At 56.1% G+C, this 16,750-nt stretch carries 16 protein-coding genes and 4 pseudogenes; 16 read left to right on the plus strand and 4 right to left on the minus strand.

Annotation, left to right across the window (positions count from 1 at the left end):
* Positions 1 to 154: 154 nt before the first annotated feature.
* The 4 genes and pseudogenes from lspA to MDHKLMBL_RS00020 form a co-directional block, all read left to right on the plus strand.
* A complete protein-coding gene (gene lspA, locus MDHKLMBL_RS00005) occupies positions 155 to 667 on the plus strand; it encodes a signal peptidase II (protein ID WP_008173757.1) in 513 nt (170 codons plus the stop codon).
* Positions 668 to 766: 99 nt separating this feature from the next.
* Positions 767 to 1,404, plus strand: a pseudogene (locus MDHKLMBL_RS00010) (peroxiredoxin).
* 108 nt (positions 1,405 to 1,512) lie between these two features.
* Positions 1,513 to 1,881, plus strand: a pseudogene (locus MDHKLMBL_RS21090) (heme lyase NrfEFG subunit NrfE); the annotation flags it as partial.
* A pseudogene (locus MDHKLMBL_RS00020) lies at positions 1,860 to 2,470 on the plus strand (transposase); the annotation flags it as partial. The pseudogenes MDHKLMBL_RS21090 and MDHKLMBL_RS00020, both read left to right, overlap by 22 nt.
* A 556-nt stretch (positions 2,471 to 3,026) precedes the next feature.
* Here the strand turns inward: MDHKLMBL_RS00020 and vapC are convergent.
* Together vapC and MDHKLMBL_RS00030 are read right to left on the minus strand one after the other, a co-directional pair.
* Complete coding sequence (vapC, locus tag MDHKLMBL_RS00025) at positions 3,027 to 3,428, minus strand: type II toxin-antitoxin system VapC family toxin (RefSeq protein WP_008173765.1); 402 nt, start codon at positions 3,426 to 3,428, stop codon at positions 3,027 to 3,029.
* Positions 3,425 to 3,619 (minus strand): type II toxin-antitoxin system VapB family antitoxin, encoded by a 195-nt coding sequence (locus tag MDHKLMBL_RS00030; RefSeq protein WP_008173767.1) that lies wholly within the window; start codon positions 3,617 to 3,619, stop codon positions 3,425 to 3,427. Before MDHKLMBL_RS00030 ends, vapC begins: the two co-directional genes overlap by 4 nt.
* A gap of 151 nt (positions 3,620 to 3,770) precedes the next feature.
* Here MDHKLMBL_RS00030 and MDHKLMBL_RS00035 point away from each other — a divergent pair, with 151 nt between their 5' ends.
* A complete protein-coding gene (locus MDHKLMBL_RS00035) occupies positions 3,771 to 4,004 on the plus strand; it encodes a hypothetical protein (RefSeq protein WP_008173769.1) in 234 nt (77 codons plus the stop codon).
* A gap of 127 nt (positions 4,005 to 4,131) precedes the next feature.
* Positions 4,132 to 4,830: a crotonase/enoyl-CoA hydratase family protein gene (locus tag MDHKLMBL_RS00040; RefSeq protein ID WP_008173771.1), complete on the plus strand. Its 699-nt coding sequence runs from the start codon at positions 4,132 to 4,134 to the stop codon at positions 4,828 to 4,830.
* Between the two features lies 1 nt (position 4,831).
* Here the strand turns inward: MDHKLMBL_RS00040 and MDHKLMBL_RS00045 are convergent, their stop codons facing one another.
* Positions 4,832 to 6,469 (minus strand): LemA family protein, encoded by a 1,638-nt coding sequence (locus tag MDHKLMBL_RS00045; protein ID WP_241956148.1) that lies wholly within the window; start codon positions 6,467 to 6,469, stop codon positions 4,832 to 4,834.
* Positions 6,470 to 6,665: 196 nt separating this feature from the next.
* On the opposite strand from MDHKLMBL_RS00045, the gene MDHKLMBL_RS00050 reads away from it, so the two are divergent.
* From MDHKLMBL_RS00050 to MDHKLMBL_RS00065, 4 genes are all read left to right on the plus strand, one after another.
* On the plus strand, positions 6,666 to 7,751 hold the full coding sequence (locus tag MDHKLMBL_RS00050; RefSeq protein WP_227507924.1) for a threonine aldolase family protein: 1,086 nt from the start codon (positions 6,666 to 6,668) through the stop codon (positions 7,749 to 7,751).
* Between the two features lie 74 nt (positions 7,752 to 7,825).
* Positions 7,826 to 8,392: an elongation factor P-like protein EfpL gene (gene efpL / locus MDHKLMBL_RS00055; RefSeq protein WP_008173777.1), complete on the plus strand. Its 567-nt coding sequence runs from the start codon at positions 7,826 to 7,828 to the stop codon at positions 8,390 to 8,392.
* A 30-nt stretch (positions 8,393 to 8,422) separates the two neighbouring features.
* Positions 8,423 to 9,607 (plus strand): YbfB/YjiJ family MFS transporter, encoded by a 1,185-nt coding sequence (locus MDHKLMBL_RS00060; protein ID WP_053112795.1) that lies wholly within the window; start codon positions 8,423 to 8,425, stop codon positions 9,605 to 9,607.
* A gap of 43 nt (positions 9,608 to 9,650) precedes the next feature.
* On the plus strand, positions 9,651 to 10,160 hold the full coding sequence (locus MDHKLMBL_RS00065) for an acyl-CoA thioesterase (protein ID WP_008173781.1): 510 nt from the start codon (positions 9,651 to 9,653) through the stop codon (positions 10,158 to 10,160).
* An 8-nt stretch (positions 10,161 to 10,168) separates the two neighbouring features.
* Here MDHKLMBL_RS00065 and paaX read toward each other — a convergent pair whose 3' ends face one another.
* Positions 10,169 to 11,137, minus strand: a complete 969-nt coding sequence (gene paaX, locus MDHKLMBL_RS00070; protein WP_008173782.1) for a phenylacetic acid degradation operon negative regulatory protein PaaX — start codon at positions 11,135 to 11,137, stop codon at positions 10,169 to 10,171.
* A 273-nt stretch (positions 11,138 to 11,410) separates the two neighbouring features.
* Here paaX and MDHKLMBL_RS00075 point away from each other — a divergent pair, with 273 nt between their 5' ends.
* The 6 genes and pseudogenes from MDHKLMBL_RS00075 to MDHKLMBL_RS21100 all read left to right on the plus strand — a co-directional run bounded on the left by MDHKLMBL_RS00075 (position 11,411) and on the right by MDHKLMBL_RS21100 (position 16,670).
* A complete protein-coding gene (locus tag MDHKLMBL_RS00075; RefSeq protein WP_053112794.1) occupies positions 11,411 to 12,568 on the plus strand; it encodes an ABC transporter substrate-binding protein in 1,158 nt (385 codons plus the stop codon).
* 82 nt (positions 12,569 to 12,650) lie between these two features.
* Positions 12,651 to 13,526 carry a branched-chain amino acid ABC transporter permease gene (locus MDHKLMBL_RS00080; RefSeq protein WP_014577972.1) on the plus strand — a complete coding sequence of 292 codons (876 nt, stop codon included), beginning with the start codon at positions 12,651 to 12,653 and terminating at the stop codon, positions 13,524 to 13,526.
* Entirely contained in the window at positions 13,526 to 14,533 is a 1,008-nt protein-coding gene (locus tag MDHKLMBL_RS00085) for a branched-chain amino acid ABC transporter permease (RefSeq protein ID WP_014577971.1), read from the plus strand. Before MDHKLMBL_RS00080 ends, MDHKLMBL_RS00085 begins: the two co-directional genes overlap by 1 nt.
* Positions 14,530 to 15,288 carry an ABC transporter ATP-binding protein gene (locus MDHKLMBL_RS00090; RefSeq protein ID WP_008173788.1) on the plus strand — a complete coding sequence of 253 codons (759 nt, stop codon included), beginning with the start codon at positions 14,530 to 14,532 and terminating at the stop codon, positions 15,286 to 15,288. Before MDHKLMBL_RS00085 ends, MDHKLMBL_RS00090 begins: the two co-directional genes overlap by 4 nt.
* A 38-nt stretch (positions 15,289 to 15,326) precedes the next feature.
* Positions 15,327 to 15,755: pseudogene (locus MDHKLMBL_RS21095) on the plus strand (hemerythrin domain-containing protein); the annotation flags it as partial.
* Between the two features lie 210 nt (positions 15,756 to 15,965).
* Complete coding sequence (locus tag MDHKLMBL_RS21100; protein ID WP_041646303.1) at positions 15,966 to 16,670, plus strand: ABC transporter ATP-binding protein; 705 nt, start codon at positions 15,966 to 15,968, stop codon at positions 16,668 to 16,670.
* Positions 16,671 to 16,750: the final 80 nt, after the last annotated feature.

The raw sequence follows: 16,750 nt of genomic DNA on the forward strand, positions 1-16,750 counted from the left end.
CCGGCGATTCCGGAAAAACGCCCGAAATCGGTCACGATAAAACGGAATGAGCGGTCACGATCGCCCGGAACAGGCGGTCACGTTCAAACGGAATGGGTGGTCACGATGGGCCGGAATATGCACCAGGCGCATCCTGGCGCTTAAGGGTTAAATAATGTCCATCGTTGCCAAAAAACACTTGCCGTATGGCCTGCTGGCGATTTCGGGCCTGATTGCGGCGTCTGATCAGGTTGTAAAATGGCTGGTCCAGCAGTCAATGGCGTATGGCGAGTCGATTCCGGTGACCCCGTTCTTTAACTGGGTGCATGTCTGGAACACCGGCGCCGCATTCAGCCTGTTTGCCGATGGCGGAGGTTGGCAGCGATACTTTCTTATCACAGTCGCGGTAGTTGTCTCGATTGTACTGATCGGGCTGATTGTTCAGTGCCGCCGCAGGGGAGAAGCCATCGCGTACAGCCTTATTCTTGGCGGTGCCATGGGCAACCTGATTGACCGTATATTTCGTGGCTATGTTGTGGATTCCTTTGATGTCTATTGGCAATCCTGGCACTGGCCAGCCTTTAACCTTGCCGATATCGCCATTGTGCTGGGCACCGTGCTTTTCCTCTATGTCAGTTTCATACCCGAAAAATCGGGCACGAACGTCGAGCTCGATGGATCAGGCTAAAAAACATCTGACAAACGCCTTGACCTTAAAGTTGACTTTAAGGATACCGTCTGTACTGACAAACCGAGAACGACAGCCAAAGCAAAGGAGAATGAAACGATGACATTGCAACTTGGAGAAACCGCTCCCGATTTCACCGTCGCATCCACCGAGGGAAACATTCAGTTTCATGAGTGGCTGGGAGACGACTGGGCCGTGCTGTTTTCACACCCCGCCGACTACACCCCGTCTGTACCACAGAGCTCGGTGCCTTCGCGAAGCGTAAGGACGAGTTCGCCAGTCGCGGTGTGAAGCTGATCGGGGTATCTGTCGACCCGCTCGACTCTCATAACGACTGGGTGAAGGATATCGAGAAAACCCAGGGCACCGGGCTCAATTTTCCCCTGCTGGCAGACAAGGATCAGGTGGTTGCCGACCTGTACGGAATGATCCATCCAAAAGCCGACCCCAAGGTGACTGTTCGAACGGTATTTATTATCGATTCCGCGAAGAAAATCCGTCTGATGCTGACGTATCCCCCTAGTACCGGGCGCAATCTGGACGAGATCCTGCGCGTCATTGATTCGCTCCAGCTGACCGACAACCACAAAGTGGCCACGCCGGTGGACTGGAAGAATGGCGAGGATGTGATCATCGTTCCGTCGCTCTCCAACGAAGAGGCCAAAGAGCGTTTCCCTGACGGATGGGATGAGCAGACACCGTATCTGCGCGTTACCCGCCAACCTGGTCGGAAGTAACAGGGAGTTCGTCAGCCAGCCGGGCGGCTGGCTGACGAAGCGATACCTGAGAACCCCTCACCGATAGGTTCGGTCATCGCCGAACCCTTAACCGAACACGGCCCCGAAATGCTTACCCTGACAATCCCTGAAGTTGGTCTCTTCGCGTTGTTGATTGCACTTTGCCTGTCGCTGCTTCAGGCGACCGTGCCCTTGCTGGGAGCCGCCACCCGGCGCCCGTTGTGGATGGCATTTGCAGAGCCTATGGCATGGGGGCAATTTGTTTTTCTACTGATTTCTTATGCCAGCCTGACCGCCAGTTTTCTTCTGGATGATTTCAGCGTGGATTATGTGGCCCGTAATTCCAACTCGATGCTGCCATGGTACTACAAGTTCACCGCCGTCTGGGGCTCTCATGAAGGCTCGGTGCTGTTATGGAGTCTGATTCTCAGTGGCTGGGGCTTTGCCGTCAGTCTGTTTTCCCGCCAGTTGCCACGGGATATCCCGAGACCCGCATCCTGCTGCGTGGTGATGCTCATTTCGCCAACGTGGAATTGATGCAACTGGCGCTCGACGATCCGTACACCGATTTTCTGTTCGGCCTGGCCGGCAACAGCCGTCTGAAAAAACTGGCCGAGCCACACCTGCAATCCACCCGGCGGCTGCACGATACCCGCTGCCATAACGCTCGCCTCGCGGAACAGGCCCCGCCGCAACGCTCGCGCACCTTCCACGAGATCGATTATCAGGCCCGTTCCTGGCCACAGGCGTTTCGCACTGTCCTGAAAGCCGAAACCATGGCCCTCGGCGATAACCCCCGCTTCGTCGTCACCTCCCTGGAAGAGTCAACCCCGGAAATACTGTACGCCGAGCTGTATTGCGCGCCGAACTGTTGCAAGGCACCGAGTTGTCTCAGGCCCAGCCCTCGACGGTCATCATCAAGCTGTTCAAGCTGGCCGTACGGGTGGTGCAGTACAAAGACCGCATCAAGCTCCACCTGCCAGGTAGCTGCCCGGTCAAGGCCCTTCTGCACACAGTCACCGAACGGTTATATCGCCTGCCTCGGCCCAGGTTAAACACCGGCTGAGCCGCTGTCGGCGCTCACCTCCATCTCGGGCTCGGGAGGCCTTCCCTCGCCCGGACGCTGGAATTGATCAAATAATAAACACTTAAGGCCGGTGACTGGATGACATCAGAGCGACATTGGCGCGCATACTACACTAATAATTCTCATATCTGGGCGTAATGGGCTAACCGAGAAAATTTCGTGGCTGCTGCTTGGGGTGTTTATGAAATGTTCGGGTTAGATGCGTAACTAGACTCCTTGGTTCCTGGATGCCGCAGACGCTGTCAGCTCCAGTCGAGGATCACCCTGGGGTTTCGATCAGGTTTCTCCAGTCGTAAACAAAAGCGAACGTTCGAGTGAGGGATTTACGTCAGAGCCTCCAAGCAAATCACAGCCATTTCATCCAGTATGATTGGCGGAGCAAATTGCAGACGCTGAATGATTACGTGGCAGAGATGACCATGCTCGGCTAAGCTCCTGTTTTATCGATTTAAGTGCAGCGTTATTGATGTTTCAAAGTCAGTAATAGTGACACAGTCAAATTTCTGCAATGATAAAGCGCGCTGCCTAATTGCTGTTATGTTTCTCTCAGAGCAGGCTCAAGTCCAAGGTGATCAACAAAGGGGATGAAGTCGCGATCCAAAAACAGCAGGGGCAACTCTTTTTCTATACAGAATGTCGCGATGATCACGTCGGCAGTTTTTCTGATCGTGATGCCTTTTTTTCGTAGTGCCCGATAGTTGTCGGCGCACTTAATTGCCATTTCTTTGCCAAACATTTCATACTGATCCAGAGCGAGCAGGCTTTGCTTGGTTTGGCGATACTGTTTGTCGTTGCGGATGCCTTGGAGGATTTCCAAAAATATGAGGTCTCCAATAGCAACCGAACCTTGAACTATCGAGGCATCCAGCAGATCAGTTTGCGGGTTGTCGACCCCATTGAAATAGTCGATCCAGACGCTGGTGTCTACCAGGATCATCGGGCAGCTCGCATTTCGCCCAAATCGCCTTCCCACTTGATCTTGCCACGTAACTTTCGAATTTCCTGCTGCTTGCTAAGCTGGACTAGAAGTCTAAGGCCTTGCTCGACGGCCTCTTTTTTGGTTTCGTAACCGGAGGCTTTGAGGGCTTCGGCCATTAACTGGTCGTCAATGACTATGTTAGTTCTCATGATGCACCTATGTGTATGCTTTTCGACTTTTATACACAATCTAGCATCTCAAGGAGAACATAACAATCGGCTGCACAGCGACCGATTTTCCGCCGCCTCCGCGGCTACAAACCGGCGCGTGAGCCGGGCGTTGTAAAGGAAATACCCGTCCATGAGAGATAGAGTAAGACTTAATCCGGGTGAAGAACTGAAACTCGAGGGCAGCAGAACTAAAGGACCTTTGGGTGAAACAGAAATCGACACATACTCCGTCATCAACAAGGCAGGAGAAGTCGTAGGTTCAGTTGTGCACTCCGATCACACAGCCATCAAAGGCTTTAAAAGAACGCAAACACTTGTCCAGAAAGATGCTGAAGGCAGTGTTTTGGTAGATAAGCGATGGTGATCTCAAATTTCGACCAGGTTTGGGCGACATGACCAATGGATATTGAATCTCTGACGCGCCTAACCCACAATCATGTCCAGCGAAGTAAACAAACGCTCACTTTAATTGCGGTAGAGAGGTAGAACAGGTGACTGAGCTGGTTAGTTATGAATTGAAAGATGGTGTAGCAACGATTGCCATCAGCAATGGCAAGGCCAACGCCCTGAGCCAGGAAGTGTTCGAGGGGCTCAACGCGGCGCTGGATCGGGCGGAGCAGGGCAAGGCGGTTGTGATTCTGACCGGCCAGCCAGGCGTGTTCTCTGCCGGGTACGACTTGAAAGAAATGCAGAAGGGGCCGAAAGAAGCAGCCGCGCTGGTAAAAACCGGCTCCAGCTTTACCCGGCGTCTGGCCGCATTCCCGTTGCCGATTATTGGTGCCTGTAGCGGCCATGCCATTGCCAAGGGCGCGTTCATTCTGCTGTCAGTGGATCACCGCATTGGTATTGAGGGGCCCTTCAAGCTTGGCTTGAACGAGGTGGCAATCGGCATGACCATGCACCACGCCGGGATTGAAATTGCCCGCCATCGACTGGCGCCCGCCCACTTTTACCGTTCGGTCGTGAACGCTGAGATATACAACCCGGAAGGGGCAGTAGAGGCGGGGTTCCTGGATGAGGTGGTTGCCCAGGACAAGCTGGTTGAGCGGGCCACCGAGCTGGCGCAGCATTTCAAAACCCTGAACATGCGCGCCCATCGTGAAACCAAGCTGAAGGCCAAAGCGGACTATCTGGCGCTGCTGGATCGTTGCATCGAGCAGGATGCCGAGCACCTTGGCCTGAACGGCTAGCTCACGTTTCCGAACTGAACTGCGGTGCTTCGCGGAAACGGAACAGTTTTGCCAGGATCACGTCAGGGAAAGACTGGATCCGGGTGTTGTAGATCATGGCGCTCTCGGTGTAGCTGTTTCGCAAGAGCGAAAGGTAGTTTTCCGTCTCTGCCATGATCGACATGAACTTCTGAATGTCCTCATTGTTCTTCAGGTCCGGATATCCCTCGATCCGGGCCTGGAGGGCATTGGTTACGTTCTGTTCAAACTGGATAAGCTTGTCGGCCTGGCCCTTCGAACTCATCTCGACAGGGTCCGCACTGCGTAGCTGGGCAATGGCTTTCAGCAGCTGTTTTTCGTGGGCCAGAGACGCCTTTACGATTTTCTCCAGGTTGGGCCACAGCTCATGGCGTTGCTGGAGAATGGTGTCGATATTGGCCGATGCCCGCAAAGCCCCTTGCCCCCGATCCAGGCCGGCAAAACCCAGGCAGTAGACGTTCACGAAGGTTTCGAGAAAGCGGACGGTGTAACGCCTGTCGCCCCGGCGCTCCGAATGGTACTGCGGGTATTCGATCTTCGCACCGTCTGGCTGGACGAGAACCTTTCCCTCGCTGTCCTCCAGCCAGAAAGGCGCTAGTTCTTCCCGATGCTCAATAACCCGCCATTTTTCGTTTTTTCCGGAACCCCGCTTTTCTTCAACCTTGTAGTCGAAGGCCACGCATTTCTCGTTTTTTAGTGGATCCCTGAGCGGGGGATGGTCTTCATCGACATCCACAATTGCCTTGAGCTCCGAGACGCCAAAACTGAGTCCCCGGGTGCTGCTGGTAGGTACCGCTTCGATCAGGCGCTTGAACTTGACGGTCCGGATCGACAACCACAAGAGCAACAGGGCAGCAATAATGCTGGCTGCGGCGAGTCGGCGGCTGGTCCAGGCGTGCTGGTATCGGCCCTCATACAAATCGGCGATGGCAGACCATTCCTGACGGAGCTTGTTGATGCCAAGCACCGAGAGCGTACCGGACACCGCAATGGCCATTACCAGAACATAGACCCAGAACCGGTGAACTTTGATCAACGGAAGGGACAGCGCGATACCCAGAGCCAGAAAGCCAGTTGCGATGGAAATGCGGATGGCTGCCTCGAAGAACCGGTCGCCACTGTCCACGGTCAGCGTGTTCCGGGAAACCATGGCCGGAAGGCTGAAGTCTTCGAGGCCATAAAAGGTAACTGCCCCGATTTCGCTGCTGTACTGGCCGATTACCCGCGCCGTGTGTCCGGGAATGAGCGCCCACTCCGAGTAGATTCTGCGGCCGGACTGATTGCGATAGGTTCGCTCCAGATTCCATTCGACCTCTTCCAGATCGCTGCCCGGAGCTACAATGACTGAGCCGGTCTGGTCCCTGAGCTGGAAGTCGCCGCCGCGGGCGCCGGAATCCAGGGTGCGGATACGCAGATCACCGTCGGAGTCGCGATATTCCTCCTCGAGTTTGTAGCGATAGTAGACCGCCTCGGTGTTGGAATAGGGCGTTTCGAGAGTTCCCAACTGATCCGTGACCTTGCCTGCGATCACATAGGGGCCTGTGGTCAAAGCGCCGACGGGCATTTCTGGTAGGCGTTCCAGTTGCCGTGCTTCGGTGAGCTGGCTGAGCCCGGTCGTCATCGCATATTAGCTGCCTGCCAGGCAGGCGACTGCGATAATGGCGGTGATAATCCGGCCGGGAATACTGGCGATATTGAAGCGCCCCATGGCGGGAGAGTCCTTGGTCTGCTGGCTTTCAGGGGCAAGAGTATAAAGTATCGGGCTTTGTCATTCCCCCGGCCTCACCCGAATTGGGATGGAACGCAAGTTGGCAATGATGGGTGGTTCCTATAACGTTAAAGGCTTTCCTTTCAGAATTCAGGAGCGCGTTGTGTCCCAGTCCGAGCAATTTGCCAGCGACAACTACAGCGGTGTGTGCCCGCAGGCCTGGAAAGCCATGGAGGCGGCCAACCGGATGGATGAACCAGCCTACGGCGAGGACAGCTGGACGCAAAAGGCGGCGGATGGCCTGAGGACGCTGTTCGATACCGACTGTGACGTTTACTTCGTGTTCAATGGCACTGCCGCCAATTCTCTGGCCCTGGCCTCGATCGGTCAGTCGTTTCACAGCGTGATCTGCCACGAGCTGGCCCATATTGAAACCGATGAATGCGGCGGCCCGGAGTACGCCTCCAACGGCGCCAAGCTGCTTCTGGGGCAGGGCGAGAACGGCAAGCTGACACCGGAGAGCATTGAGCACCTGGTAACCAAGCGAACCGATATTCACTACCCCAAGCCCAAGGCGCTAAGCCTGACCCAGGCCACAGAGGTTGGGACGGTCTACACACCCGAGGAGCTCAGGGTTATTCGGGCGGTCGCCGATCACCATAAGCTCAATATCCATATGGATGGCGCCCGCTTCGCCAATGCGGTGGCTGCGCTGGATGTACATCCGTCGGAAATTACCTGGAAAGCCGGTGTCGATGTTCTTTGTTTTTCCGGCACCAAGAACGGCCTGGCGCTTGGTGAGGCGGTGGTGTTCTTCAACCGGTCTCTGGCGGAGGATTTCGAGTGGCGCTGTAAGCAGGCGGGCCAGCTGGCCTCCAAGATGCGTTATATCTCGGCACCCTGGTGCGGGCTTCTCGAAGGCGATGTGTGGTTGGAGAATGCCCGCCATGCCAATGCCTGTGCCCAGCGTCTTGCCGAGGGGCTGGAAGGTCTTCCAGGTATCCAGCTACGCTACCCGAGACAGGTGAACGGCGTTTTCGTGGAGATGCCGGAGCCTTTGCAGGCGGCACTGCGGGCCAAAGGCTGGCGATTTTACAACTTTATCGGTGGCAGTGCCCGCTTGATGTGCTCCTGGGCAACGACCAATGAGCAGGTAGACCGCTTCCTGTCGGATGTTCGTGCCCTGGTTAGTTAAGATCTATCGATTCCGGGGCGAAGTCGTGGTATATCAGCAGCCCCAAAACCCCAAATTTTACGGAAACAGAAGACATGCCCAGAGCCAGTGAAATCAAAAAGAATTCCGCCGTTGAATATGATGGTCGGGTGTATTTTGTAAAGGACATCGAGCGTTCCGTGCCCCAGGGCCGGGCTGGCGGCAGTCTTTACCGCATGCGCATGTACGATGTGGTGACCAACCAGAAGCTGGACGAGACCTTCAAGGATTCGGACATGCTCAACCTGGCCGACCTTACCCGCCGGGAAGCCACCTTTTCCTACGCCGATGGCGATGAGTACGTGTTCATGGATACCGAGGACTTTACTCAGTACAGCCTGAACCGCGAGGCCATTGCCGAAGAGCTGCTGTTCATTTCCGAAGATACTCAGGGTGTCATGGTCATCCTGTTGAAGGATTCGCCGGTTTCGCTGGCTCTTCCGCCTACGGTGGAGCTGGTAATTGAGGAGACGGACCCGTCTGTAAAGGGTGGCTCTGCGACGGCTAGAACCAAGCCCGCCCGGTTTGCCACTGGCCTGGTTGTTCAGGTTCCCGAGCACATCTCCACCGGAGATCGTATCCGCATTAACGTGGAGGAGCGCAAGTTCCTGGGCCGCGCCTGAGTTAAAGTCGTTCCGAAGTAAGGACACCCTGTGAAGCCAATAGAAACAATAAAAGTGCTGGTCGCCAGCGTGATTGCTGTTGTGGTCATGGTGGGTATTGCCCGGTTTTCCTACACGCCGATGATCCCGGAAATGGTCGCGGCACTGGGGCTGAGCAAATCCGTTGTCGGCATGCTGGCAACCGTGAACTACGCAGGCTACCTGACCGGCGCAGTGCTGATTACCCGGATCAGCGATCTTGGTCTCAAGGTAAGGCTCTACCAGCTTGGCCTGGTGGTTGCCGTGGTTTCAACGGTTCTCATGGGGTACACCACCAATGTGTGGGTGTGGTCCATTCTGCGTTTTATCTCAGGTCTGAGCACCTCAGCGGGTATGTTGCTGGGTGCCGGTCTTTTGATGAGCTGGTTGATCAAGAACAACCAGAAGTCCGAGCTCGGCGTGTTCTTTTCCGGTATCGGGCTCGGGATTGTACTCACCGCTGTGGTGGCGGAGCTGATCAAGGATCCGTTCACCTGGGATCAGCAATGGGTGATTTACGGGCTGGTGGCCCTTGGGCTTCTGTTGCCCGCCTGGCGTTGGATGCCGGACTACCGGGCCTGTGCCTTGCCGAAAACAGGTGCGGCCAAGGCAGGTGACGAGCGAAGCCGGTTCATACGGATCCTCCAGCTGGCGTATTTCTGCGCCGGTGTGGGCTATGTGGTGACAGCCACCTTCCTCGTAGCAATTGCGGAATCCATGCCCGAGCTTCAGGGGCAGGGCTGGCTGGTCTGGCTGATTGCAGGTCTTGCTGCAACGCCGGCCTGCTGGCTGTGGGATGTGTTTTCCCGGCGTTGGGGCCAGTGGCTGGCGCTTTATCTGGCCTACACCCTGAACTCCGTGAGCATCCTGATGCTGATCGTGAACACCAGCTTCGCCAGCGTGATGCTCAGCTCCGTGATTTATGGCGCCAGCTTTATCGGTATCGTCAGCATGATGCTGGCAATGGTAGGGCGGGTTTTCCCCGAGAACCCTTCCCGGCCCATGAGCCGGTTGACCTTCAGCTACGGTATCGCCCAGATGATCGCACCCGCGGTGGTTGGCTATCTCGCGGATGTGGAAGGTAATTACACCAACGGCCTCTGGCTGACCCTGGTGGTGATGGCGTTAGGCGTTTTGATGCTTCACCTGGCAAGGCGGGCGCAGCAGCGTCAGGGCGAAGCCGCGACAGCGGGTTGAATTGATTCCGCAATCGAATGTCACTCGAAGAGGAAAGCAGATCATGCCAGGAAAGCCTTCAAAACCCGTATCAGCATCTGCGATTGAGAAGCACGTCTACAAGGTGTTTCCAAACGACATGAATTCCCACAATACCGTGTTCGGCGGCATGATCATGGCAAAATGCGACCGGCTGGCGCTGGTCGTGGCAGAGCGGCATTCCGCCCATGTTTGTGTGACGGCTGCCGTGGATTCAATCCATTTCAGGGCACCGGCGAAGGGTAACGATACGCTGCTGTTCAGCCTGTCGCTGAACCGGAGCTGGGGCTCGTCCATGGAAATCGGTGCCAGGGTAGAGGCCGAAAACAGTTACACCGGCGATACGCGGCACATTCTCTCGGCCTTTTTCACCTTTGTTGCTCTGGACGAGAATGACCGGCCGGTGGATGTCCCGGAAGTGATACCGGAAACGGACGAGCAACAGCGCCGGTACGACAATGCCGAGATTCGCCGGGAAGGGCGCCTGAAAACCCGGGAACAACTGGCATCCTCGTCCCGCTCGGCAACTGACTGAGCGGGTGCCTAGAGAACCTCTGGTTCTGTTGTCGGATCTGTCTGGATGGCAGTATCCCGCAATCCACCGAACCGCTTGTAAAACTTCTCACCCGGACCTGGAAGGGGGCCGGAGGCGTTTTCGAGGTTCTCGTCCAGCCACTGCTCGGCCCGCACATAGATTTGACGATACAGGTTCCGACACAGCTGTTTGGCGCTGCGGCCTTCCCAGTCACCGGGTAGCAGTTCATCGGGCAGCAGCGGGTCCCTCAGAAGAATTTTGCGGTACTCGTGGATCAGCAGGATCCGGAGTATCAGGCACTCCGCGGGGCTGAGAGTGTCCTCAGACTGGAGTTCACGCCACAGGGGCCGGAACTGGGTCAGGAAGCGTCGGTAGCGGCCGCCCAGTTCCTCAAGGTTCCAGCTTTCGCGAACCTGCAGTCTCAGGGCTCTTGGGCTCTTCTGCTCCATGGGCATGGTCTGCATCACGATGGTGTCTTCGAGAGCACCCCATTCCTGAAGCATTGGAATCAGTTCGCTGCGAGTGAAGCGTGGGTGTTCCATCAGCCCGGGTGCCATGCTGCCAAAACTGAGCCACTTGAGTTCCTCCCGGACTTTTTGCCTGAGTTCCGGGGAAAGCTGGTTCAGGTAGACCAGGCACCAGCTTCCACTCCATTCTTCGGCGCCCAGGTTATAGACGTGCTGAAAAGCCTGCTCGAACCGCCGCAGGCCCGGGCCGGTGAGGCTGTAATAACTGCAACGGCCCACCTTTTCGGTCTGCAGCCAGGATTCCTGAACCAGACGATACACCGAGGTGCGAACCAGTCGCTGGCTGATGCCCATGGGCTCTACCAGTTTCATCAGGCTTCCCAGCCAGACATTGCCGCCGCGGGGAACGATGGCATCGCCATAGATGGTGATGATGAGTGAGCCGGCCCGAAGGGGTCGCTTTTTCTGGAAGTTCTTGACGAGCAGTTCTAGCTGGCTTTTTGCAGTCATGGCCTGAGTTCGCAAATAAGAATCAATGAAACACGTTGTACGTATTATGCGGTTCTTACGTGTCAGGTAAAGGTTTGTCTTTCGATCAGCGGTGCTGGCGTGTTCTGCCAGTGTCGGCTTTACTGACAGAGCCGCGTTGGCACTCCCGGAAATCAGTTGACACGAGCGTTATGATACAATAACTTCATTTGATATTCGTCAATGGTATCGAATCATACCGGGAGCGAAGAAACAAAAACTCAAGCCCCTGCAAAAAACGGGAGAACAAAAACAATGTTTAAAACAGTGATTCGTCGCGCAGGCAAATGCGCAGCCGTTGCAGCCGCCGGTCTCATGATGATGAGCGCTCAGGCAGCTGAACCCATCAAGATCGGTTCGTTCCTGTCAGTGACAGGCCCGGCATCGTTCCTTGGTGATCCCGAGCTGAAAACGCTCGAGATGTACGTTGAAAAAATTAATGAAGAAGGTGGTGTCCTTGGTCGTCAACTGGAGCTGATCCACTATGACGACGTTGGCAACGCTTCCTCTGCCCGTAACTTTGCCAGTCGCCTGATCCGCTCGGACCAGGTTGATATCATCGTTGGCGGCAGTACTACCGGCGCTACCATGGCGGCGGTACCGCTGATTGAGCAGGCAGAAGTGCCGTTCATCTCCCTGGCCGGTGCTGTGGTTATCACCAACCCGGTCAAAAAGTGGGTATTCAAGACTCCTCAAACCGACCGCATGGCGGCAGAGCGTATTCTGACCGACATGAAGGATCGCGGCATTACCAAGTTTGGTCTGATTTCCGGTACCGGTGGTTTCGGAAGCTCGGGTCGTACCCAGACTCTGGAAGTGGCCGAAGCGATGGGAATGGAGGTTGTAGCCGACGTTACCTACAGCGGATCTGATACAGACATGACCGCCCAGCTGACCAATATCCGTAACACAAGTGGTGTGGAAGCGGTGCTGAACTTCGGTTTCGGTCAGGGCCCGGCCATCGTAACCCGCAACTATGCTCAGTTGGGCATGGAACTCCCGTTCTATCAGTCCCACGGTGTTGCATCCGACAGCTTCCTCGAGCTCGCCGGTTCGTCTGCAGAAGGCCTTCGCCTGCCAGCGTCTCCGCTGCTGGTGCCGGATTCCCTGCCGAACGACGATCCCCAGAAAGAAGTGGTTCAGAACTACAAGGCTGAATACGAAGCCCGTTGGGATTCCAAGGTGTCCACCTTCGGTGCCTACGCCTACGATGGCCTGATGCTGGCGGTCCGCGCTATGGAAGAAGCCGGCTCGACCGATCCGGAAGCCGTTCGTAACGCACTGGAGAATATCCAGGGCTATGTCGGCGTAACCGGTGTATTCAACATGTCACCGGAAGACCACAACGGCCTTGATCCAGACTCCTTCCGCATTCTGGAAGTCCAGAATGGCGAATGGAAACTGATCGACTGATACCCCTTTAACCTGTCTCGCGGCTGGCGACGACCCCTATTCAGGGTAAGTCGCCAGCCGATGTTCGACCGGAACCACCGCTATGCTCGCAGAATTCTTACAGTACCTGTTCACCGGGATTACTATCGGTGCGACTTACGCCCTGATAGCCCTCGGCTTTACCCTCATCTACAACGCCAGTCACGTCATCAACTTCGCCCAGGGCGAGTTTCTGATGATTGGAGGCATGGCTACGGTTTCGCTTACGGCCATGGGCGTGCCCATGATCCTGGCAGTCGTGTTGGCGGTCATTCTGGCCGGTATTCTTGGCGTCGCCCTGCAGCGGTTCGCGATTGCACCTGCCAAGCAGGCCGATGTTGTTACCCTGATCATTATCACCATCGGTGCGTCGATCTTTATCCGTGGTATTGCCCAGGTTGTCTGGGGCAAGGAATACCACGTGATGCAGAATTTCAGCACAGACCAGCCTATTGAAGTTTTCGGAGCGGTATTGAATAGCCAGAGCCTCTGGGTTCTCGGTATTGGCGCGATCCTGGTGGTCGGCCTGGTGCTGTTCTTTACCAAGACACTGATTGGCAAGGCTATCCTGGCGACATCCATGAACAAGGAGGCTGCGCGCCTTGTCGGTATCCGGACTCAGATGGTTCTGATGCTGGCATTCATGGTTTCGGCATTACTGGGCTCTGTGGCCGGTATTGTTGTTGCCCCGATCACGTTCACGTCCTACGACATCGGTATCATTCTCGGGCTGAAAGGCTTTGTGGCGGCTGCCATTGGCGGCCTGGGTAGCGGCGTTGGCGCGGTGGTTGGTGGTCTCTCGCTGGGCATCGTTGAGGCCATGGCGGCCGGCTACATTTCATCGGACTACAAGGATGCCGTGGCATTCTCCATGATCCTGCTGGTGCTGTTCTTCATGCCCCGCGGATTGTTCGGTGCCAAGGTAGTGGAGCGCGTCTGATGTTGAACACGTTTATGCAGTCGCGCCTGCGGGGACTGGTGATCCTCGCCCTCATTCTTGTCATTCTGCCCGCGTTTCTGGGCAACCCGTTCCACTACGAACTGGTTACCCAGATGGCGATCATTGCCGCTACGGTTGTTGGCCTGAACCTTCTGGTAGGTTTTGCCGGCCAGATCAGCCTGGGACATGCCGGCTTCTTTGGCCTCGGCGCTTATTTTACCGGCATCGCAACCGGTACTTATGGCTGGTCATCGGTACCTGCTCTGGTGGTTGGAGCCATCGTTGTGGGCGCGATTGCCTGGATTGTCGGCCGTCCGATTCTGCGTCTGAAAGGCCACTACCTTTCCATGGCGACCCTTGCCGTTGGTTTTATCATTGCCATCATCCTGAACAACGAGCGTGCACTGACCGGCGGGCCAGACGGTATGCCGGTGCCGGCCTTCGAAATATTTGGCTGGGAGCTGAGCGCGTTTGGTCGCTATTCGCTGTTCGGTATCACGATCGAAGGCTTCCAGGCCTGGTATATCTTCGCCAGCGTGGTGCTTCTGGTAGCGGTGTGGTTTGCCCTGAACCTGATTGAATCGCCGATTGGCCGGGCGCTGCGTTCGGTTCACGGCTCGGAAGTGGCTGCCAGCGTTGTCGGTGTGAACACCGCGAAATACAAAAGCCTGGTGTTCGTGATCTCGGCGATCTACGCCAGCCTGATGGGCAGTCTTTATGCCCACTTCCAGGGCTTCATTACGCCTGCGGTAGCAAGCTTCGAATTCTCCATCCTGTTCATCACCATGGTTGTTCTGGGTGGCATGGGCTCGACCTTCGGTGTCATTCTTGGCGCCGTGGTGCTGAAGCTTTTGCCCCAGGTTCTGGCAGATTTCCAGGAGCTGGAACATGTCATGTTCGGCCTGATCCTGATGCTCACCATGATTTTCATGCCAAAAGGGCTGCTGCCCACACTGACCGCGTTTGTTTCCAAGAAAATGCGCAAGAAAGCGGGAGGTGAGGCATGACAGCACTGGTCGAAGTAAAGGGACTGGATAAAGCCTTTGGTGGTGTCCATGCGGTGGAAGGCGTCAGCTTTTCGGTTGAAGCCGGACAGGTCTATTCTGTTATCGGCCCCAATGGTGCCGGCAAGACAACGCTGTTTAACCTGATCACAGGGCTCTATACGCCGACCAAAGGCGAGATCCTGCTGAACGGTGAGAGCACCGCCAAGCTGGAGCCCAATGAACTGGCAGAGCGGGGCATGTGCCGCACGTTCCAGCAGATGCAGATCTGCATGAACATGACCGCCATCGAAAACGTGATGCTGGGTCGGCATCTGCAGCTCAAAAGCAGCCTGTTTACGACCCTGTTCCGTTTGCCTTCCTTGCGCCGCAACGAGGCCGCGGCCCGTAAGCGCGCCGCCGAGCTGATGGAGTATGTGGGATGCGGTGACTACCTGGATGCCGAAGCATCGGCGATGTCCTATGGCGCGCTGAAGCGCCTGGAGATTGCCCGGGCATTGGCCGCTGAACCAAAGGTAATCCTCCTGGACGAGCCCGCCGCCGGTTTGAACGCGGTTGAAACCGCTGCCCTGGAGGATCTGATCCGGAAAATTGCGGATCAGGGCACCACGGTAATGCTGGTTGAGCACGACATGAAACTGGTGATGGGGATATCCGACCGGTTGCTGGTGCTTAACTATGGCCGTGTTCTGGCGGAAGGGACCCCTGAGGAAATTCGCCAGAACCCGGATGTTATCGCCGCCTATCTGGGTGGCTGAGCAAGGAGACATTTCACATGAGCGAGCAAAATACTGAAATGGCGCCTGCCCAGTCACGCAGTGAGCAGGCCGTACGGATTATTGTTCATGAGCACCAGGCGCTGTGGCGGATTCTGGATCTGCTGGATCAGTTGCTGAGTGATATGAACCTTAACGATCAGCGCCCGGATGAGCGGCTGCTGAAGACTATTTTTGATTACATCCAGCACTTCTCCCAGCGGGTGCATAGCACGCCCACGGACATTGAGCTCTACAAACGGCTCAGTGAGAAGTCCCCCGAGACAGCGCCTCTGCTGGAGAAGCTGGCCAGGGGCTATGTCATCGGTCACGAAAAGCTGGTGGAGTTGCGCCAGTTGTTGGCGGAGTGCGAAAAAGGCTGGCCGGAAGGTCGCGAAGAGTTCAGCCATGCTCTGGCCCGTTTCACGGAAGCCTTGCGCAAACACATTCGCAAGGAAGAGGGCGTGGTTATTCCACGGGCCCGTAAACTCCTGACCGAGGAAGACTGGCAGCAGATCATTGAAGCGCGGGACGTGGAAAACGATCCGCTGTTCGGTGAGCGCGTCCGGGAGGAATTCCGGGAATTGCGGCACCAGATTGTCAGCTATACACCCGAGAAATTCGGTGGTCTTGGCCTGAAGCACGCAGACCGGGTGACGGCGCCTCATGCCAAAGAAGAGATGCTGTCCATCAAGGGACTGGTGACCTCCTACGGCCAGATTGAAGTCCTGCATGATGTGGACATCCACATCAACAGTGGTGAGATCGTGTCACTGGTAGGCGCCAATGGTGCTGGCAAATCCACACTGTTGATGACTATCTCGGGTCTTCAGCCCACAGACCGGGGTGCCATCACCTTTGAAGGCAAGGATCTCTCAAAGATCACTGCCGATCAGAGGGTAGCTGATGGCATCGTCCAGGTGCCTGAAGGCCGGCAGGTGTTCAAGGACTTGAGCGTTCATGACAACCTGCTTCTGGGCGCCTATACCCGTGGCAAAACCCCCGAGGTAATGGACGATCTGGAACGGATGTACACCAAGTTTCCGATTCTGCGACAGAAGCGCCATAACCTGGCAGGCGAGCTCTCCGGTGGCCAGCAACAGATGCTTGCGATGGGCCGTGCCCTGATGGCCAAGCCAAGACTGCTGCTGCTGGATGAGCCCAGCATGGGTCTGGCGCCGTTGATCATCGAGGAGATCTTCAACATCGTCAAGGAACTCAAGGAAGAGGGTATTACCATCTTCCTGGTAGAGCAGAATGCTTCCCAGGCGCTGGCTCTGGCGGATCGCGGCTACGTGCTGGAAACCGGCAAGGTAGTGATCGAAGGGACCGGCCGTGAGCTGCTCAGCAATGAGAAGGTGCGGGAAGCCTATCTGGGCATGTAAGCGCCCGGGTTTTTCTTGCACCAATAAAAGGGGGACAGGTCTTGCGACCTGTCCCCCTTTTATTTGCCTGACGCTTTCTC

Source organism: Marinobacter flavimaris (assembly GCF_002933295.1).
GTDB lineage: Bacteria > Pseudomonadota > Gammaproteobacteria > Pseudomonadales > Oleiphilaceae > Marinobacter > Marinobacter flavimaris.